The 17,615-nt window shown below is 59.9% G+C and carries 14 protein-coding genes; 12 read left to right on the forward strand and 2 right to left on the reverse strand.

What is annotated here, in order from left to right:
• Positions 1 to 147 precede the first annotated feature (147 nt).
• The 5 genes from dnaN (at position 148) to purF (ending at position 8,913) form a co-directional block, all read left to right on the forward strand.
• The gene (gene dnaN, locus G7Y52_RS07000) at positions 148 to 1,302 is read left to right on the forward strand and encodes a DNA polymerase III subunit beta (protein ID WP_165068849.1); all 1,155 of its coding nucleotides are present in this window, start codon (positions 148 to 150) and stop codon (positions 1,300 to 1,302) included.
• Between the two features lie 68 nt (positions 1,303 to 1,370).
• The gene (gene gyrB / locus G7Y52_RS07005; RefSeq protein ID WP_165068853.1) at positions 1,371 to 3,779 is read left to right on the forward strand and encodes a DNA topoisomerase (ATP-hydrolyzing) subunit B; all 2,409 of its coding nucleotides are present in this window, start codon (positions 1,371 to 1,373) and stop codon (positions 3,777 to 3,779) included.
• Between the two features lie 187 nt (positions 3,780 to 3,966).
• Positions 3,967 to 6,534 carry a DNA gyrase subunit A gene (gene gyrA / locus G7Y52_RS07010; protein ID WP_241159634.1) on the forward strand — a complete coding sequence of 856 codons (2,568 nt, stop codon included), beginning with the start codon at positions 3,967 to 3,969 and terminating at the stop codon, positions 6,532 to 6,534.
• Between the two features lie 17 nt (positions 6,535 to 6,551).
• A complete protein-coding gene (locus G7Y52_RS07015; RefSeq protein WP_241159635.1) occupies positions 6,552 to 7,469 on the forward strand; it encodes a hypothetical protein in 918 nt (305 codons plus the stop codon).
• Between the two features lie 31 nt (positions 7,470 to 7,500).
• Positions 7,501 to 8,913 (forward strand): amidophosphoribosyltransferase, encoded by a 1,413-nt coding sequence (gene purF, locus G7Y52_RS07020; protein WP_165068858.1) that lies wholly within the window; start codon positions 7,501 to 7,503, stop codon positions 8,911 to 8,913.
• A 115-nt stretch (positions 8,914 to 9,028) separates the two neighbouring features.
• Here the strand turns inward: purF and G7Y52_RS07025 are convergent, their stop codons facing one another.
• The gene (locus tag G7Y52_RS07025; protein WP_206215228.1) at positions 9,029 to 9,256 is read right to left on the reverse strand and encodes a hypothetical protein; all 228 of its coding nucleotides are present in this window, start codon (positions 9,254 to 9,256) and stop codon (positions 9,029 to 9,031) included.
• A gap of 119 nt (positions 9,257 to 9,375) precedes the next feature.
• Here G7Y52_RS07025 and hisS point away from each other — a divergent pair, with 119 nt between their 5' ends.
• The 7 genes from hisS (at position 9,376) to G7Y52_RS07060 (ending at position 16,752) form a co-directional block, all read left to right on the forward strand.
• Positions 9,376 to 10,641 (forward strand): histidine--tRNA ligase, encoded by a 1,266-nt coding sequence (hisS, locus tag G7Y52_RS07030; RefSeq protein ID WP_165068870.1) that lies wholly within the window; start codon positions 9,376 to 9,378, stop codon positions 10,639 to 10,641.
• Positions 10,634 to 12,511 (forward strand): aspartate--tRNA ligase, encoded by a 1,878-nt coding sequence (gene aspS / locus G7Y52_RS07035; RefSeq protein WP_165068875.1) that lies wholly within the window; start codon positions 10,634 to 10,636, stop codon positions 12,509 to 12,511. The genes hisS and aspS overlap by 8 nt, the downstream gene beginning before the upstream one ends.
• A 15-nt stretch (positions 12,512 to 12,526) precedes the next feature.
• Complete coding sequence (def, locus tag G7Y52_RS07040) at positions 12,527 to 13,045, forward strand: peptide deformylase (RefSeq protein ID WP_165068878.1); 519 nt, start codon at positions 12,527 to 12,529, stop codon at positions 13,043 to 13,045.
• Between the two features lie 5 nt (positions 13,046 to 13,050).
• Entirely contained in the window at positions 13,051 to 14,010 is a 960-nt protein-coding gene (gene fmt, locus G7Y52_RS07045) for a methionyl-tRNA formyltransferase (RefSeq protein ID WP_241159636.1), read from the forward strand.
• Positions 14,011 to 14,244: 234 nt separating this feature from the next.
• Entirely contained in the window at positions 14,245 to 15,075 is an 831-nt protein-coding gene (locus G7Y52_RS07050; RefSeq protein ID WP_165068884.1) for a DUF116 domain-containing protein, read from the forward strand.
• A gap of 68 nt (positions 15,076 to 15,143) precedes the next feature.
• Positions 15,144 to 16,490 (forward strand): transcription antitermination factor NusB, encoded by a 1,347-nt coding sequence (locus tag G7Y52_RS07055; protein WP_241159637.1) that lies wholly within the window; start codon positions 15,144 to 15,146, stop codon positions 16,488 to 16,490.
• A complete protein-coding gene (locus G7Y52_RS07060) occupies positions 16,465 to 16,752 on the forward strand; it encodes a hypothetical protein (protein WP_165068890.1) in 288 nt (95 codons plus the stop codon). Before G7Y52_RS07055 ends, G7Y52_RS07060 begins: the two co-directional genes overlap by 26 nt.
• Here G7Y52_RS07060 and G7Y52_RS07065 read toward each other — a convergent pair.
• Positions 16,676 to 17,596 (reverse strand): ParB/RepB/Spo0J family partition protein, encoded by a 921-nt coding sequence (locus G7Y52_RS07065; RefSeq protein WP_165068893.1) that lies wholly within the window; start codon positions 17,594 to 17,596, stop codon positions 16,676 to 16,678. The genes G7Y52_RS07060 and G7Y52_RS07065 overlap by 77 nt on opposite strands.
• Positions 17,597 to 17,615: the final 19 nt, after the last annotated feature.

Genomic DNA, 17,615 nt, shown 5'->3' on the forward strand with positions numbered 1-17,615 from the left:
CGGAAAAAAAGTTCGACTGCGGCCGGGAATGTGCGCCCCGTTCCTTTCCCGCGCGTCGGATCTGATCTAAAAAACGCTGTTTTTTCAAAAGGCTGGGGCAGTTGCTCACAAAGGAACAGAGCTCAATAATATTCAAGGAAAAAATGTATGAAACTTATTGTCAATAAAGAGCAAATCATTGAAGGCCTGCAAAAAGCCGCGGCGATTATTCCGGCCAAGGCAGGCGCCGCCTATTTGCGTTCCATCTGGCTCAAGGCCGAGCAAGGCAGTCTTTCCGTGATGTCCACGGACGCCAATATTGAATTCACGGGCCGTTATCCGGCTGAAGTGAGCCGGCCCGGGCTGATCGGCGTGCAGGGCAGGGCATTTGTGGATCTGGTGCGGCAACTGCCCGCGGGCGTGCTCAACCTCACCCTGGATGAAGCCTCGGGCAATCTGCTGCTGGAGCAGGGACGCCGGGTTTACAAACTGCCGGTGAGCGGTTCCGAATGGTTTCAGAATTTTTCGGAATTCCCGGCGGAAAACATTGTCACCTGGTCCGGCGATTTCTTGCAGGACGTGCTGGACAAAGTGACCTTTTGCATCAGCGACGACGACGCCATGGACGCCATCGCCTGCCTGTGCATGAAGCCGCGCGAGAACGGTCGCATTGATGTCTGCGGCCTCAACGGCCATCAGTTTGCTCTGGTTTCCTTCACGCATGACGAATTGGCTGCGCGCCTGCCCGCCCAGGGCATTCTGATCCAGAAAAAATATTTGCAGGATATCAAAAAATGGCTGGGCCTGGACGAAATTGAACTTAATATTACAGAAAAGCGCCTCTACCTGCGCAGCCTGGACGGCGCTGAAACCCTGAGTCTGCCCCGCGCGGCGCATGAGTATCCCGATTACAATGTTTTTATGGATAAACTGAGCGGCGAGGGCGTGAGCGCCATGACGCTGGATCGCAAGGAAGGCATGGAAGCCCTGGGGCGCATCCTGATTTTCAATACGGAAAGCGACCGCTGCACCTACATGGATCTGCACGAAAACGAAGCCCGGCTCTCGGCGCAAGGCCAGGATGTGGGCTCGGCCTCGGAAAGTCTGGAAGTCAGCTACAAGGGCGATATTTCGCGCATTGCTTTTCCGACCCGCAATCTTCTGGACGTGTTCGGGCATTTTGTTTCCGCCAGGGCGGATATGCTGCTGACCGGCGCGGAAGGGCCGTGCGGCATCCGGGGCGCCGAAGATCCGGACTACACGGTGATCATCATGCCCATGAAGGTTTCCGAAACGACGTATTACAGCGAGGAAGACGTTTAGGGACTGATTCCGGTTTGAAAACAGCCCCAAAGGCGTCTTGGCAACACTGATTGCAAAAGGAAAGATGAATGGTTCCCGAAACTTCCGGCAGCGGCGGCTATAACGCTTCTTCCATTACTATTCTGGAAGGGCTTTCGGCCGTGCGCAAGCGCCCGGCCATGTATATCGGCTCCACGGACAGCCGCGGCCTGCATCATCTGGTGTATGAGGTTGTGGACAATTCCATAGACGAGGCCATGGCCGGCTACTGTTCGCGGATTACGGTCATCCTGCATGCGGACAACAGCGTCACGGTTCGCGACGACGGCCGCGGCATTCCGGTGGACATTCATCCCAGGGAAGGCGTGCCCGCGGTGCAGGTGGTCATGACAAAACTGCATGCCGGCGGCAAGTTCGACAATTCCAGCTACAAGGTCTCCGGTGGGCTGCACGGCGTGGGCGTATCCTGCGTCAATGCGCTTTCCGAAGAATTGACCGTCACGGTGCGCCGCGACGGCAAGCGTTACCGTCAGCATTACGCGCGCGGCGTGCCGCAGGATCAACTGGTCGTGATCGGCGAGGATGTGGAAGGCCACGGTACAACGGTGCGTTTCAAGCCGGATGAGGAAATTTTCGAGGTCCTGGAATTTTCTTATGAGACGCTGAAAAAGCGTTTTGAAGAACTGGCCTATCTGAACAAGGGCCTGAGCATCGAATGCGTGGACGAGCGCAGCGGCGAAACCCATATTTTTCACGCTGAAGGCGGCATTCGTCAATTTGTGACGGATCTTAATTCCGGCGAGCAGGGCATTCACGGCATCATTTCCGGCGAAGGCGTGGTGGACAACGTCACTGTGGAATTCGCCCTGCAATACAATGCCGGCTACAAAGAAAATATTCTTACCTTTGCCAACAATATCCGCACCAAGGAAGGGGGCACCCATCTGGTGGGCTTTCGCACAGCCCTGACCAGGGCCATTAACGGCTACATCAAGGGCCAGCAGGATCTGACCAAAAAGCTCAAGGGCACCCAGCTTTCCGGCGATGACGTGCGCGAGGGCCTGACTTCGGTGATCAGCGTCAAATTGCCGCAGCCGCAGTTTGAGGGCCAGACCAAGACCAAACTCGGCAACAGCGAAGTGGCCGGGGTGGTGGCAGGCGTGATTTATGATCGCCTCACTGTTTTTTTTGAGGAAAATCCCAAGGATATCCGGCTGATTATTGATAAGGCCGTGGATGCGGCCCGGGCCCGTGACGCGGCGCGACGCGCCAAGGAGCTGGTGCGGCGCAAAGGCGCGCTTTCGGACAATGCGCTGCCTGGCAAGCTGGCCGACTGCCAGAGCAAGGATCCCTGCGAATCCGAACTTTTCATTGTGGAGGGCGATTCGGCAGGCGGCTCGGCCAAGCAGGGGCGCAATCCCAAAAATCAGGCCATATTGCCTTTGCGCGGCAAAATTTTGAATACCGAGCGGACCCGCTTTGACAGAATGCTGGCCAACAAGGAAGTCAAAGCCCTGATCACGGCCATGGGCGCGGGCATCGGCCAGGACGACACGGATCTGGAGAAATTGCGTTACCACAAAATCATCATCATGACCGATGCCGATGTGGACGGCGCGCACATCCGCACGCTGTTGCTGACCTTCTTTTTCCGCCAGTATCAGGAAATGGTCAAACGGGGCTTTGTGTATATCGCGCAGCCGCCACTCTACCGCGTGCACAATGCGCGCATGGAAAAGTTCATCAAGGACGATCCCGAACTCAATGAGTTTCTGCTCAACAGGGTCAGCGAGGATGTGACCGTGGTGGCCCAGAACGGCAAAACCTTCACGGGCAAGGCTCTGATTGAGCTTATGGAGCGTATTGAAAAACTTTCCGGCCGGGTGAATGACGCGGAAGGCAGCGGCACGCCGCGGGATCTTTTTCTGGCCCTGACCACCTACCCCGTGCGGGTGGAGGCAGGCATGCTGGAAGATCAGAACAGCGAATTTACGGCCTGGCTTAATGAGCACGGTTATCTTTTGACCCTGGAACATGAGCGCAGCGAGGAAGACGACGAGGATCGTCTTTTCGCAGTCTTTGAAAATACCGGCAGCCACCATACCCGGCGCGGCATGGAATTTTTTGCTTCCCGTCTCTATAAGCAGACCTGGCAGATGTTCCGGGAATTGCGCGACGAATGCGGCGGCCTGCGCTTCACCATGCAGCGCAAGGAAATCGAAATACCCGCGGGCGATGTCTTCAGCCTTATGCAGCTTGTGCTGGATGAAGCCCGCAAGGGCATTAACATCCAGCGCTACAAGGGATTGGGCGAAATGAATCCGGAACAACTCTGGGTGACCACCATGAACCCGGACAATCGCATTCTTCTCCAGGTTTCCGTGGAGGATGCCATTTCCGCCTCGGACGCTTTTGAGGAATTGATGGGCGACAGGGTGGAGCCGCGCAGAGAGTTCATTGAGCGCAATGCCCTGGCCGTGCAGGATCTGGATATTTAGAGCATATTATCTTTGAAACGCGACTTTTTTTCAAAGGCTTTTTCAGCCGAAGCGAAGGAATCCACGCCGCATCGTATGCGGCATCAGCCATTGTAAAGCTGAAGTGTTCTCAAAAGGCGACAATCCGTGGCCGCAGAAGAAATTTCTCAAAGAATTTCTCTAATTTTTCCTCAGCAGCGAGGCAAACGTGTCTGAAGAACAGCCGCAAATCAACATCGAAAAAGAACTGCGCCAGTCCTATCTGGAATACTCCCTTTCGGTGATCATCGGGCGCGCCCTACCCGACGCGCGCGACGGGCTGAAGCCCGTGCACCGGCGGATCATGTTTGCCCAGTATGAGCTGGGCAACAGTTATAACCGCCCGCATAAAAAATCCGCGCGCATTGTGGGCGACGTCATCGGCAAATATCATCCGCATGGCGATTCCGCGGTGTATGACGCGCTGGTGCGTTTGGCCCAGGATTTTTCCATGCGCGATCCCCTGGTGGATGGCCAGGGCAACTTCGGCTCCATTGACGGCGACTCGGCCGCGGCCATGCGCTACACGGAAGTGCGCATGTCGCGCCTGGCCGGGGAGTTTCTGGGCGATCTCGACAAGAATACCGTTGATTTTCGGCCCAATTACGACAATACCCTGCAAGAGCCCGCGGTGCTGCCCACCAGGGTGCCCAATCTGCTGCTCAACGGCTCTTCGGGCATTGCCGTTGGCATGGCCACGAATATTCCGCCGCACAATCTGGGCGAACTTTGCGACGCCTTGCAGCTTTTGCTGGACAATCCCCAGTGCAGCATCGACGACCTCATGGAGCATGTGCAGGGCCCGGATTTTCCCACCCGCGGCTTTGTCTACGCGGGCAAGGGTCTTTACGACGCCTATCACACCGGTCGGGGCACCGTGAAAGTGCGCGGCCGCCTGGAGGTGGAGGATCGTAAAAAAGGCCTGCAAGCCATTGTGATCAAAGAAATTCCCTATGGATTGAACAAATCCTCCCTGGTGGAAAAAATCGCGGCTCTGGTCAATGAGCATCGGATCGACGGCATTGCGGATTTGCGCGACGAGTCGGACCGCAACGGCATCCGGATCGTCATTGATCTCAAGCGCGGGATGATTCCGGACATTGTGATCAATGCCCTGTACAAGTTCACGCCCCTGGAAACCAGCTTCGGCATCAATATGCTGGCCGTGGTGGACAACCGGCCGCAGTTGCTCAATCTGAAGACCGCCCTGACCTGCTTCACGGATCACCGGCGTGAAGTGGTCATCCGCCGCACGCGCTATGATCTGGAAAAAGCCGAAGCCAGGGCGCATATTCTGGAAGGCCTGCGCATTGCCATCGACAACATTGACGCCGTGGTGGCCCTGATCCGGGCTTCGGCCAATCCGGACGAGGCCCGCGCCGGTCTGATGGCAAAATTCTCGCTCTCCGAAGTGCAGGCCAGGGCCATTCTGGAAATGCGCCTGCAACGGCTGACCGGCTTGCAGCGTGAGGAATTGCTGGCTGAATACAAGGATCTTCTGCAGAAAATCGAATTTTTCAAATCCGTGCTGGACAATCCGGAAGTGCTGCGCAACGAAATGAAGCGCGAACTGCGCGAACTGCGCGAAACCTTTGCCACGCCCCGGCGCACGGAAGTGCTTGCCGAGGCTCTGACCGGCATCGACATTGAAGATCTGATCCCGGACGAGGAAGTGGTGATCACGCTTTCCCGGCGCGGCTACATGAAGCGCACCAATCTGGAAAATTACCAGCAGCAGAAGCGCGGGGGCAAGGGCATTGCGGCCCTGCATACCTCGGAAGACGATTATGTGCAGGAATTTCTGACCACCACCAATCATCAGTATTTGTGCCTGTTCACCAATAAGGGCCGCATGCATCAGCTCAAGGTCCATCAGGTGCCCGAGGGCAGCCGCACGGCCAAGGGCGTGCATATCAACAACCTTCTGCCCCTTGAGGAAGGCGAATGGGTGACCACGGTGCTGGCCTTGCGCGAGTTTGCCGAAGACAAATACTTCATGTTCGTGACCAGGCGGGGCATGGTCAAGCGCTCCTCGGCTTCGCTGTACGCCCGTTGCCGCAAAACCGGGCTGATGGCCGTTGGCTTGCGCGAGGATGACGAGCTTGTGCTGGTGCGCCCCATGCGGGAAGACAGCCATATCGCGCTGGTCACGGCCGACGGTTTTGCCATCCGCTTTCCTTGCGCCGACGTGCGGCCCATGGGCCGTGTGGCCACCGGGGTCAAGGGCATTGCCCTGCGCCGCCAGGACAGCGTGGTGGCCGGCGTGATTCTCAAAGACGTGGATCAAACCACGGAAATCATGTCCATTTCCGCCAAGGGCTACGGCAAGCGCACCAGAGTGGATCTCTACCGTTTGCAGTCGCGCGGGGGCAAGGGCATCATCAACTTCAAGGTCACATCCAAAACCGGGCCGGTCGTGGGCGCCATGCCCGTGCGCGACAATGACGGGCTGGTGCTTCTGACATCGACCAACAAGATTGTGCGCATCAGCGTGGACGAGGTGCGCAGCAAGGGCCGGGCCACCATGGGCGTCATGCTGGTGCGTCTGGATGAAGGCGCGCGCGTGGTGGGCTTTGACCGTGTGGATGAAGGCGGCCAGACGGGACGCAGCCTGGAGCTGGAAGTGGACAATGCCCTGAGTGAGAACGATGCGGCAGCATCCGCCGCCAGCATGCCCGTCCCGGACAGGGCAACTCCGGCGGAGGATGACGGCCGGGATCGGGAAGATGAGGCGTAACGCGGGGGGTCTTTGAAATGTTCGGCATTTCAAAGACTCTGTTGTGCCGCAAGCCGCGTATTCTGCCCGAATCCGCGCAACCCCGGGGCCTGTGTCCTTTGCGGGCGACACAACAACATTCCCGGAACAGGCGGCCCGCGGCCGCGTGGCGGCTTGTCGCGCTTTGTTGCTCTCTGGTTCTGGCAGCTCTTGTCGGGGCGTGCAGTCAGGACTCCCTGATCAGCGACGATCTTGAAGCCGCGCGCGCGGCCGTGGGCAAGAGGGACTGGCCCCTGGCCGAGCGCCTGCTGGAGCGTTATCTGCGCGAAGAGCAGAAGCCGGACAAACGCTGGGAGGCCTGGCAACAATTGCTGACCGTCATCAACTTCTCGGGCGTGGAGCCCCGCGCAAGCCTGGAATATCTGGAAGCCATGCTGGAGGAGTTTGCGGACAACGACGCCCGGAACAAGGTCATTCTCAAGCGCATCGGCGAGCTTCATGAAAATCTGCGGCATTACGAGCACGCCGCCGACGCCTGGAGCGCCTATATCGGGCTGGCCGGCCTGACTGCGCCGGAAACCGTGGAGGCGTACAGGCATCTGGCGGGCACGCAGTTCAGCCTGCGGCGCTTTGAAGCCGGGGAGGAAGCGTTGCAGCAATGCCTGGCGTTGCCGCTGCCGGATCATGACAAGATCATGTGCATGTATGATCTGGCGGATCAGAACATGGCCCGTGAGCACTGGCAGGAAGTGGCGGATCTCTCCCAGCAGATCCTGGACAGCGAGCCGGATGCGAACGTGCGCGGGCTGGCCGGGTATCTGCTGGCTGATGCGCTGGAACAACTGGGGCAGAAAAAGGAGGCGCTCAAGCAGTTTGAACTGGCGCGTGACGATTATCCCAATCCCGCGGTTATTGATAATCGCATTGCGCATTTGCGCAAAAAATTGAAACAATAGACCGCCGCGCGGCGGTTGAGGTTGAGCTGACATGATTCGGCATGAATGCGGTCTTTTCGGTATTTACGATCATGAGGATGCTGCCCGCCTGGCCTATTTCGGTCTCTACGCCCAGCAGCACAGGGGTCAGGAAAGCGCCGGCATCGTCACCCTGAATGCGGACGGCGTGCACGAGCACAAGGGCATGGGTCTGGTGCCCGATGTTTTTTCGGAAAGCATTTTGCGCGCGCTTCCCGGCCGGATCGCCGTGGGGCATGTGCGTTATTCCACCACCGGGCGCTCCTCAAGCTGTAACGCTCAGCCTTTTCTGGCCCGCTACAAGGGCCGGGACATCGTGCTGGCCCACAACGGAAATCTGGTCAATGCCGCCGAGTTGCGCGCGGAGCTGGAAAACGAAGGGGCCATCTTTTCTACAGGCAACGATACGGAAATCTTCATACATCTTCTGGTGCGCTCTCTGCGCCGGAACAGCCTGCCCGAAGCCCTGCGCGAAGCCTGCTCCCGCGTGCGCGGGGCCTATTGCCTCCTTGTGCTGGCCGACTCGACCCTGATTGCCGTGCGCGATCCCTTTGGTTTTCATCCGTTGGCTCTGGGCCGTCTGGACGGCAGGCCCGTCTTCGCGTCCGAGACCTGCGCCTTTGATCTGCTGGAAGCCGAGTACGAACGCTCGGTAGAACCCGGCGAAATGATCATTGTGGATGAAAAAGGCGAGCGCAGCGAGCAACTCCGCGGGCCGCTGCCGCAAAAACCGCGCCAGTGCATTTTTGAACTGGTCTATTTCGCCCGGCCCGATTCCTATGTCTTCAACGAGCAGGTCTACCTCTGCCGCAAGCAGATGGGCTGGCAACTGGCGCATGAATCCACGCCGGATGTGGATTTTGTGCTGCCGTTTCCGGATTCGGGCGTTTACTCGGCCGTGGGCTTTGCCCAATGCGCGGAACTGCCTTACGAACATGCCATGATACGCAATCATTATGTGGGCCGCACCTTTATCCAACCGACGCAGAGCATGCGCAATTTCGGCGTGCGCGTGAAGATCAACCCGGTGCGGGCCATGATCCAGGGCAAAAAAATCTGTATTGTGGATGACTCCATTGTGCGCGGCACGACCATGATCACCCGGGTCAAAAAGCTGCGCGAACTGGGCGCCAAAGAAGTGCATATCCGCATTTCCTGCCCGCCGGTGAAATATCCCTGCCATTACGGCATTGATTTTTCCTCGCGCGGCGAGCTGATCGCGGCCCAGTGCAGCCTGCCGGAGATCGTCAGCCGCCTGGATGTGGATTCCCTGCATTATCTGAGCATTGACGGCTTGCTGCGTTCGGTCATGCATTCGGACAGTTATTGCCTGGCCTGCTTCACGGGTGAATACCCCGTGCCCTGCGGCGAGTGCGGCAAGTACCGCCTGGAGGGACAGCAGCCAATTAGAGCATTTTGCTTTTGAAATTATCCAATTTCAAAAGCGGCGCTGCCATCATTTCGCGTCCAGAACGCGGTCTGGACGCTCATTCTGCGCGGGCGTCCGCTCCCGCGGCCGCCAGAGCGTTTAGCTAATTTTATTAGCAAAACGCTCTAGAGCAGATTACCTTTGACTTTTTCTGAAAGTCAAAGGTGGCATTCAGGCGAAAAACGCGGTTTTCGCCTGAATGTGCGCCGCGTTGCGGCGGCTGCCGCTTTCGCGGCAGCAGAGCAATTTCAAAGTGAACTTGCTCTACTGTGGCGTGATGCCGCGCCGGGCTTTGTTGTTTGCTCCGGTGGCGGGCCGAAGCGCCTGTTTCCGTCGCCAAAAAGGTGTTTTTCGAGCGGGCGTCGGCTTTCGCGCCCTGCTTTCTCCCGGGCAACTTGACGCCCGCGCGCTTCCACGATAGAGGCCGACCCGGAACCGGTCGCGGCAGCAGAGGACAGTATGAGCAGCACAGGTTATACGCGCAGTAAAGGCTTTGCGGACATGTTTCCGCCGGAGAGCGACAATTTCACGCGCATGGAAAATTGCGCGCGGGAAATTTTCGGTCGTTACGGTTTTGTGGAATTGCGCACGCCGCTTGTGGAGTATACCGAGCTTTTCCAGCGATCCATCGGCGCGGAAACCGATGTGGTGCAAAAGGAAATGTATACCTTTCCCGACCGCAAAGGGCGCTCCCTGACCCTGCGTCCCGAGGCCACGGCCGGGGTCATGCGGGCCTATATCGAAAGCGGCCTGCACGCCCGCGAGCCGGTAAGCCGCCTGTTCACCACCGGGCCCATGTTCCGCTATGAGCGGCCGCAGAAGGGCCGCATGCGCCAGTTTCATCAGATCAACTGCGAATGTCTGGGCACACAGAGCCCCTTGGCGGATGCCGAATTGATCGGCATGCTGATGTCTTTTCTGGGCGCCCTGGGTCTGGGGGAGCTGACCCTTAAACTTAATTCCCTGGGCTGTGCCGAGTGTCGCCCGCGCTTCACGCAGGCTTTGCTGGACTATCTGCGCAGCGTGGACCCGGCCGGGCTCTGCCCGGACTGCGCCCGCCGCGCGAAAAGCAACCCGTTGCGCGTGCTGGACTGCAAGCAGCCGGGCTGTCGCGCGCTCACCGACAATGCGCCCAAACTTCTGGAGTATACCTGCCCGGAGTGCAAAGCCCATTTTGAGACCGTGCTCGGCCTGCTGCGTGCCGAAGATCTGCCCCTGGAGCTGGATCACCGTCTGGTGCGCGGCCTTGATTACTATTGCCGAACCACCTTTGAGGTGGTAAGCGGGAGCATCGGCGCGCAGTCGGCTGTGGCCGGCGGCGGTCGTTATGATGGCCTTGTCAAAAGTCTGGGCGGGCCGGATGTGCCCGGCGTGGGCTTTGCCTGCGGCATGGAGCGGCTGGCGTTGCTTCTGGGCGGGGCCCCGGCCCGTGGTTTGGATTTTTATGTGCTGGCCCTGGATGAAAGCGGGCAGGCGCAGGCTTTTGACCTGGCGCGGAAGTTGCGGGCGCAGGGCCTGGCCGGGGAAATGAATTTCAGTACGGCGGGCTTTAAAAGCCGGATGCGTCAGGCCGGCAAGTCCGGCGCGCGTTTTTGCCTGATCATCGGGCCGGATGAAGCGGCGCAAGGCGCGGTGACAGTGAAAAATCTGAACAACGGCGAGCAGACGGGCATGCCGCAGGCCGACGCCATCCATTATCTTGTCAACGGGAAGAGCAATGACTGAACAAACGCAGGATGTACAGCAGGAACACCGGAAATTCATTGAAGATCTGGGCGGCTGGCAGCGCAGCCACAATTGCGGGGAGCTGACCCTGGCCGAAAACGGCGCGGAGGTCTGCCTGATGGGCTGGGTGCAGTACCGGCGCGACCACGGGGGCTTGATTTTTGTGGATTTGCGCGACCGCGAGGGCCTGACCCAGGTGGTCTTCAGCCCGGATATTGCGCCCGCGGCGCATGAAAACGCGCACATCCTGCGTTCCGAGTATGTGCTGGCGGTCAGGGGCAAGGTGCGCCCCAGGCCCGAGGGCATGGTCAATGAAAATATGGTCACCGGGGCCATTGAAGTGGTGGCCCATGAGTGGAAGCTCCTGAACACCTCCAAAACGCCGCCCTTTGCCATTGAAGACCGTTGCGAAGCCGGTGAAAATCTGCGTCTGGCCTGGCGTTATCTGGATTTGCGCCGCCCTCGCATGCAGGCGAATCTGCGTCTGCGTCACAAGGTCACCCAGAGCGTGCGCCGTTATCTGGATGAGGGCGGTTTTGTGGAAGTGGAAACCCCGGTGCTCACCAAATCCACACCCGAGGGCGCGCGCGACTTTCTGGTGCCCAGCCGTCTGAATCCCGGCGAGTTTTACGCCCTGCCCCAGTCTCCCCAGCTTTTCAAGCAACTGCTGATGGTGGCCGGCCTGGATCGCTATTTTCAGGTGGTGCGCTGCTTCCGCGACGAAGACCTGCGCGCGGATCGCCAGCCTGAATTCACGCAGATTGATTTGGAAATGAGCTTTGCCGACGAAAACCAGGTCATGAGCATAGCCGAAGGCCTGATGGCCCGCGTGTTCAGGGAGGTCATGGACCGGGATCTCCCGCTGCCCTTCCCGCGCATGTCCTGGGACGAAGCCATGCGGCGTTATGGCGTGGACAAGCCGGATACCCGCTTTGGCCTTGAACTTGTGGATATTACGGACATTGTGCGCAACTCCGGCTTCAAGCTTTTTGCCACGGCCCGGCTTGTCAAGGCCATGAAGGTGCCGGGCGGCGAATCCCTGACCCGCAAGGAAATCGACGCCTTCACCGAATTTGTGAAAATTTACGGCGCGCAGGGGCTGGCCTGGATCAAGATTAAACCCGCGGAATGGCAATCGCCCATTGCCAAGTTTTTGTCCGAGGCCGAGCGCAACGGCATTGCGCAAGCCCTGGATCTGACAGCAGGCGATATTGTCTTTTTCCAGGCCGGTGAGCCGGAAATGGTCAATGCGGCCCTGGGCAATCTGCGCGTGCATCTGGCCGAACACCTTGACCTGATTCCCAAAAACAGCTTCAATTTTCTCTGGGTCACGGACTTTCCGCTCTATGAGTATGATCAGGAAGAAAAGCGTTATGTGGCCTGCCATCACCCCTTTACCGCACCCGCGCCGGGTCATCTGGAATTGATGCGCAGCGATCCTTCCCGGGCCAAAGCCCGGGCGTACGATATGGTGCTCAACGGCAGCGAGGTGGGCGGCGGTTCCATTCGTATCCATTCCGGCGAAACGCAGCGGCGCATGTTTGAAGCCCTGGGCTTTACGCCGGAACAGGCCGAAAGTCAGTTCGGCTTTTTGCTTCAGGCCCTGGAACAGGGCGCGCCGCCGCACGGCGGTCTTGCCTTTGGTTTGGATCGTTTGATCATGCTCCTGGCGGGCGCCTCCAGTATTCGCGATGTGATAGCTTTTCCCAAAACGCAGAAAGCCACCTGCCTGCTGACCGAAGCGCCCGCGCCCGTGGCGGCCAGGCAATTGCGCGAACTGGGGCTGCGCCTGCGCGAGCAGCCCGCCAGGGAGGCGGAAGCCGGAAACGAGGCCAAAGCCCGGCCCGGCAGCGCTCCAGTGCAGGCGTAGCGCAAGGAAGGGCGCATGATTCTTGATATTGTCACCTATCCTGATCCCCGTTTGCAGCAAAAGTGCGAACCTGTTGCGGAGATAAGCGACGAGATCCGCCGCCTGGCCGCCGATATGCTGGAAACCATGTACGCCGCGCCCGGGGTTGGTCTGGCCGCGCCCCAGGTCGGGCGCAACATGCGTCTGCTGGTTATGGATCCTGCGGCCCAGGATGCCGAAAAGCGCCCCCGCGTCCTGATCAATCCCGAACTGACCCTCAGTGGCGAGGATCTGCTCAGCGAGCAGGAGGGCTGCCTTTCCGTGCCGCTGAATTACCGTGCCGACGTGCTGCGCAAAAGCCGTGTTCTTCTTCGGGCAAGGGATCTGGACGGCAAGCTCATTGAGGAGGAGCTGACGGGTTTTCCGGCCATTGTGGTCCAGCATGAGGCGGATCATCTGGACGGGATATTGTTCATTGACCGCATCAGCCGCTTGCGGCGCACCATGTATGACAGCAAGGTAAAGAAATGGCTCAGGCGCAAAAAAGTCGCATAGTCTTCATGGGCACGCCGGATTTTGCGGCGGCCATTCTGCACAGGCTTGCGCACTGGCCGCGCGGGGAGATCCTTGCCGTCTACACGCAGCCGGATCGGCCGGCCGGGCGGGGTCACAAACTCAGGCCCGCGCCGGTCAAGCTGCTGGCGCAAAAGCTCGGCTTTCCCGTTTTGCAGCCGCAAAGCCTCACGCGCCCGGAGGCTCAGGCAGAGTTGGCGGCCTTTGCGCCCGACCTGCTGGTGGTGGCGGCCTATGGCCTGATCCTGCCGGCTCCGCTGCTTGCCGTGCCGCGGCTTGCCCCGATCAATGTGCACGCCTCGCTTTTGCCGCGCTATCGCGGGGCTGCTCCCATACAGCGCGCCATACTGGAAAATTGGCAGGATGACGCGCAGACCGGGGTTTCGATCATGCGCATCGTCAGCCGCCTGGACGCCGGGCCCGTCTATGCCGAGGCCGCCATACCCATTGGCGAGCACACGGCCGGCAGCCTGCACGACGCTCTGGCCGACCTGGGGGCGCAGGTCTTGCTCGGCGCTCTGGACACGATCGTGTCCGGCACGGCGCGCGCCAAAGAGCAGGATGAATCATTGGCCAGCTATGCGCCCAAGATCGGCAAACAGGACGGCGCCATTGTCTGGGACCGGCCGGCAGCGGCGGTGCATGCGCAGATCCGCGCGGTTACGCCCTGGCCGGGCGCGCGGGCGCGTTTCGCCTTTCAGGGTCGGGAAGAGCCTGTTGTGCTGCTTTTGTCGCCCGGAACCGTGGGAGAACCTCTGAGGGGCGAAGCGCCGGGCCTGATGCGCCGCGGCCCTGACGGTCTGAGCGTGGCTTGCGCGGATCGCTGGTACCACCTGTCTTCGGTCCGACCGCAAGGACGCAAGGATATGCCGGCACTGGATTTTGTGAACGGTTTTTTGCGCGGGCTCCCCGAAGGCCTTTGCGCTTCGGCCCTGCCGGTTGAGTAGAGCATTTTCTCTTTGAAAATGCTCTGCTGACGCGAAAGCGGCAGCCGCCGCAACGCGGTGTGCATTCAGGCGAAAACCGCGTTTTTCGCCTGAATGCCACCTTTGACTTTCATAAAAAGTCAAAGGTAATCTGCTCTAGAGCGGTTGCCTGACGGATTGCAGCGGGCGTTGTGCGCCCTTTTTTTATATTTAGCGCCATGCTCTCATCTCACCCCGAATTTGCTGCGAGGCCGTATGTTGTTGCGCAAATCTCCCCATTCCCTGCCGCCCGACCATTACGGCGGCGCGCGCAAGCGGCTTTTCATCGGTCTGATGCTGGCCTCCTGCGTTTTGCTCTGCCTGGCGCTCTGCTTTTTTCTGATCCTTCCCTGGTCCTCGTTTGGCGCAGGCATGAGCTGGTTGCCGCTGATCAGCATGGGCGTGGGCATTGGCGGCATTGTTGTTCTGACCTGGATGTGCCTGACCCTGGTTTTTCATATTTATACCGGGCTGCGTCTGCCGGGCGTGCGCGGCGTGCGGCATGTGACCATTCGTTTGTTTTTTCCCCTTATGGAATTGCTGGCCAGGGCCCTGGGTCTGGATCGCAGAAAGGTGCGCCGCTCCTTTGTGAAGGTCAATAATGAGCTTGTTCTGGCGGATCGCAAGCCGGTTGCGCCCCGGGATCTGCTTTTGCTCCTGCCGCATTGCGTGCAGCGCAGCGCCTGCCCCCGGCGTTTGACGCACAATGTGGAGTTGTGCGAACGTTGCGGCCGTTGCCCGGTAGGCGCCTTGCTCGATCTGCGCGATGCTTTGGGCATCCGGCTGGCCATTGCCAGCGGCGGAACCATAGCCCGGCGCATTGTGGTTGAAATCAAGCCCCGCTGCATTGTGGCCGTTGCCTGCGAGCGCGATCTGGCCTCCGGCATTCAGGACAGTTATCCGCTGCCGGTCTTCGGCGTGCTTAACGAGCGGCCCTGCGGCCCCTGTCTGGACACGCTTGTGCCCCTGGAGCATCTGAAGGCCATGCTCCGGCTCTTTTTGCAGCGACCGGAGGAAAAACCTTTGCCGCCAGCAGGGCCCCGCTGATGCTCGCCGCAGCGTCCCGACAACCGCATCCGACGGCATCCGGTCAGACCCGCGCCGTACTGCGCGCCTTGGAAAAGCTGCCTGCGTCGGGCCGCGCCTCTGCCCTGGCGGCGATCATGCTGGTCGAGGCCGGGCGCACCGCGCAAGAGGCCCTTGCCGAGGTTCTGCGTGCCGGGCCGGGCAGCAGGGAACTTGCCGCGCAGGATCGGCATCTTTGCGCTGAACTGGTTTACGGTTGTTTGCGCGCTGAACTTCGCCTGACGCATATTCTGGCCAGGGTTTTGCCAAACCCGCAGCGGCTTCCCCGGCCTTTGCTGCTTCTTCTCCATCAGGCAGTGTATGCCATGCTTTTTCAGGCGCGCGTGCCGGATCACGCGGCAGTGCACAGCGCCGTGGAGCTTGCGCATCGCCTTTTCGGGCGGAAGCTGTCCGGAGTCGCCAACGGCGCATTGCGCTCAGTGCAGCGTTTGGGCAGGGACGTGCTCCTGCCGGAGTTTTACGCAAGCAAAAGGAACGGCAAAGGCAGCGCGCAGACCCACTGGGAAGCGCTCTGTCGCTATTACAGCCTGCCTGTATGGCTTGCAGACATCTGGCTGTCTGCCTATGGCCGCGAGGCTGCCCTGGCCTTGATGCGCCGCTCCTTTGAGCGCCCGCGGAGCGCTGTTCGCGTCAATGCCCGGCATATTTCGGCCCGGGCCCTGCGCGTTGCTTTGCTGGCCTGTGAGGGCAGCGCCGCGGCAGGGGAGTGGGGCGTGGCTTTTGCGCCCGGCGCAGTGCCTCAAGCAGCGCTGGGCCAAAGCATTGCGCTTTGGCAGGAGCAGGGCGCTCTGTCCTTTCAGTCGGCCGGTTCTCAGGTAGTGTTGCATGAACTGGGCCTGACCCGCTGGCAAGGCCCGGTGTGGGATGCCTGCGCGGGCTATGGGGGGAAAAGCGCGGCCTTGCTTGAGCGCGGCGTTACGGTGGCCCTAAGTTCCGATTGTGCTTTTGCGCGCTTGCGGCATTTGCCCAAGCTCTGCCGTCGCTTGCGCCTGCCTGTGCCGGGCGTGTGCCTGGCCGATGCCGGAAAGCCGCCGCTGGCCCGCTGGCCCGGCCCGATTCTTGTGGATGCGCCGTGCAGCGGCCTGGGCGTGCTGGCCCGTCGCCCTGACATCAGACGCGGGGATCGGCGGGGACCGCAACAGCTTGCGCAACTTGCGGATTTGCAGCTTCGCCTGCTTCACGCGCTTGCTTCCCGTCTTGTGCCGGGGCAGGAACTGGCCTATCTCACCTGCACCCTTAACCCGCAGGAAAATGAGCACGTTGTTGATCGCCTGCTTGGCATGAGGCCTGAACTCCGGGCAGTGCGGCAGTGGCAGACCCCGCATGAGCATCCTTGGCTTGAGGGCATGTATGGGGCGCTTCTGGTCCGAATTTGAGATGATCTGCCCCGGCGCATGCACGCGCTCCGCGTTAGAGCATTTTCTCTTTGAAAATGCTCTGCTGACGCGAAAGCGGCAGCCGCCGCAACGCGGCGTACATTCAGGCGAAAACCGCGTTTTTCGCCTGAATGCCACCTTTGACTTTCATAAAAAGTCAAAGGTAATCTGCTCTAGCAAACGCTCTAGGCCTCGGGCAAACCTACGCCAAGCCGCTCAAGCAATGTTTGCAGCTCATCATGACTGGCATACGACAGGTTGATCCGCCCTGTATGCTCATCCCCGCTTATGGTGGCCTTGCAGGCAAGCTTTTGACTGAGATTTTTTTGCAGGTCGAGCAGTTGCGGAGCTTTTTTGCGGCCGGTTCCGGCTTTGGGGCGCGCCGCCGTCTTTTCACGTTCCGCCTGTTCTTGCCAGGGCAGAGTATGGGCGCTGCGCCAGTGAGCCACGGCTTCTTCCGCCTGGCGGACGGTCAGGCTGTGGCTGAGAATGCGTTGGCGCAAGGCATCAGCCGCTTCGGCCATATCAATGCCCAGAAGGCAGCGAGCATGCCCCGCGCTGATCCGTCCTGCCTGAAGATCTTCTCTGGCGGCCGGGCTCAGTTGCAGCAATCGCAAGCTGTTGGCCACGGCCGGACGGCTTTTGCCAAGACGGGCGGCCAATTCTTCCTGCGTCAGCCCCAGGGTTTCTCGCAAACTTTGCAAGGCCAAAGCTTCTTCAATGGGATTTAAATCCTCGCGTTGCAGATTTTCAATCAGCGCAGCGGCCATGACTTCTTTATCGCTCAGAGCGCGCACGAACACTGGCACCTGTGCAAGCCCGGCAAGCCGGGCGGCTCGCCAACGGCGTTCGCCGGCCACGATTTGATAGCTGCCGCCGTCGCCCTGAGGACGCACCAGCAGGGGTTGGATGATCCCCTGCGCCTTAATGGAGTCGGCCAGCTCCTGTAAGGCTTCGGCGTCAAAATGCTGTCGGGGCTGGCTCGGATTGGGATGCAGGGCCGCAACCGGCAGCAGGCTTATCTCGCCGCCTTGCTGGCGCTGTGAGCCGGAACCGCTGAACAGGGCATCCAGGCCTCGCCCCAATCCTTTCTGTATGTTGCTCATGCTTCCTCCTTAGAGCATT

This window comes from Desulfovibrio sp. ZJ200 (genome assembly GCF_011039095.1).
Classification (GTDB): Bacteria; Desulfobacterota; Desulfovibrionia; order Desulfovibrionales; family Desulfovibrionaceae; genus Desulfovibrio.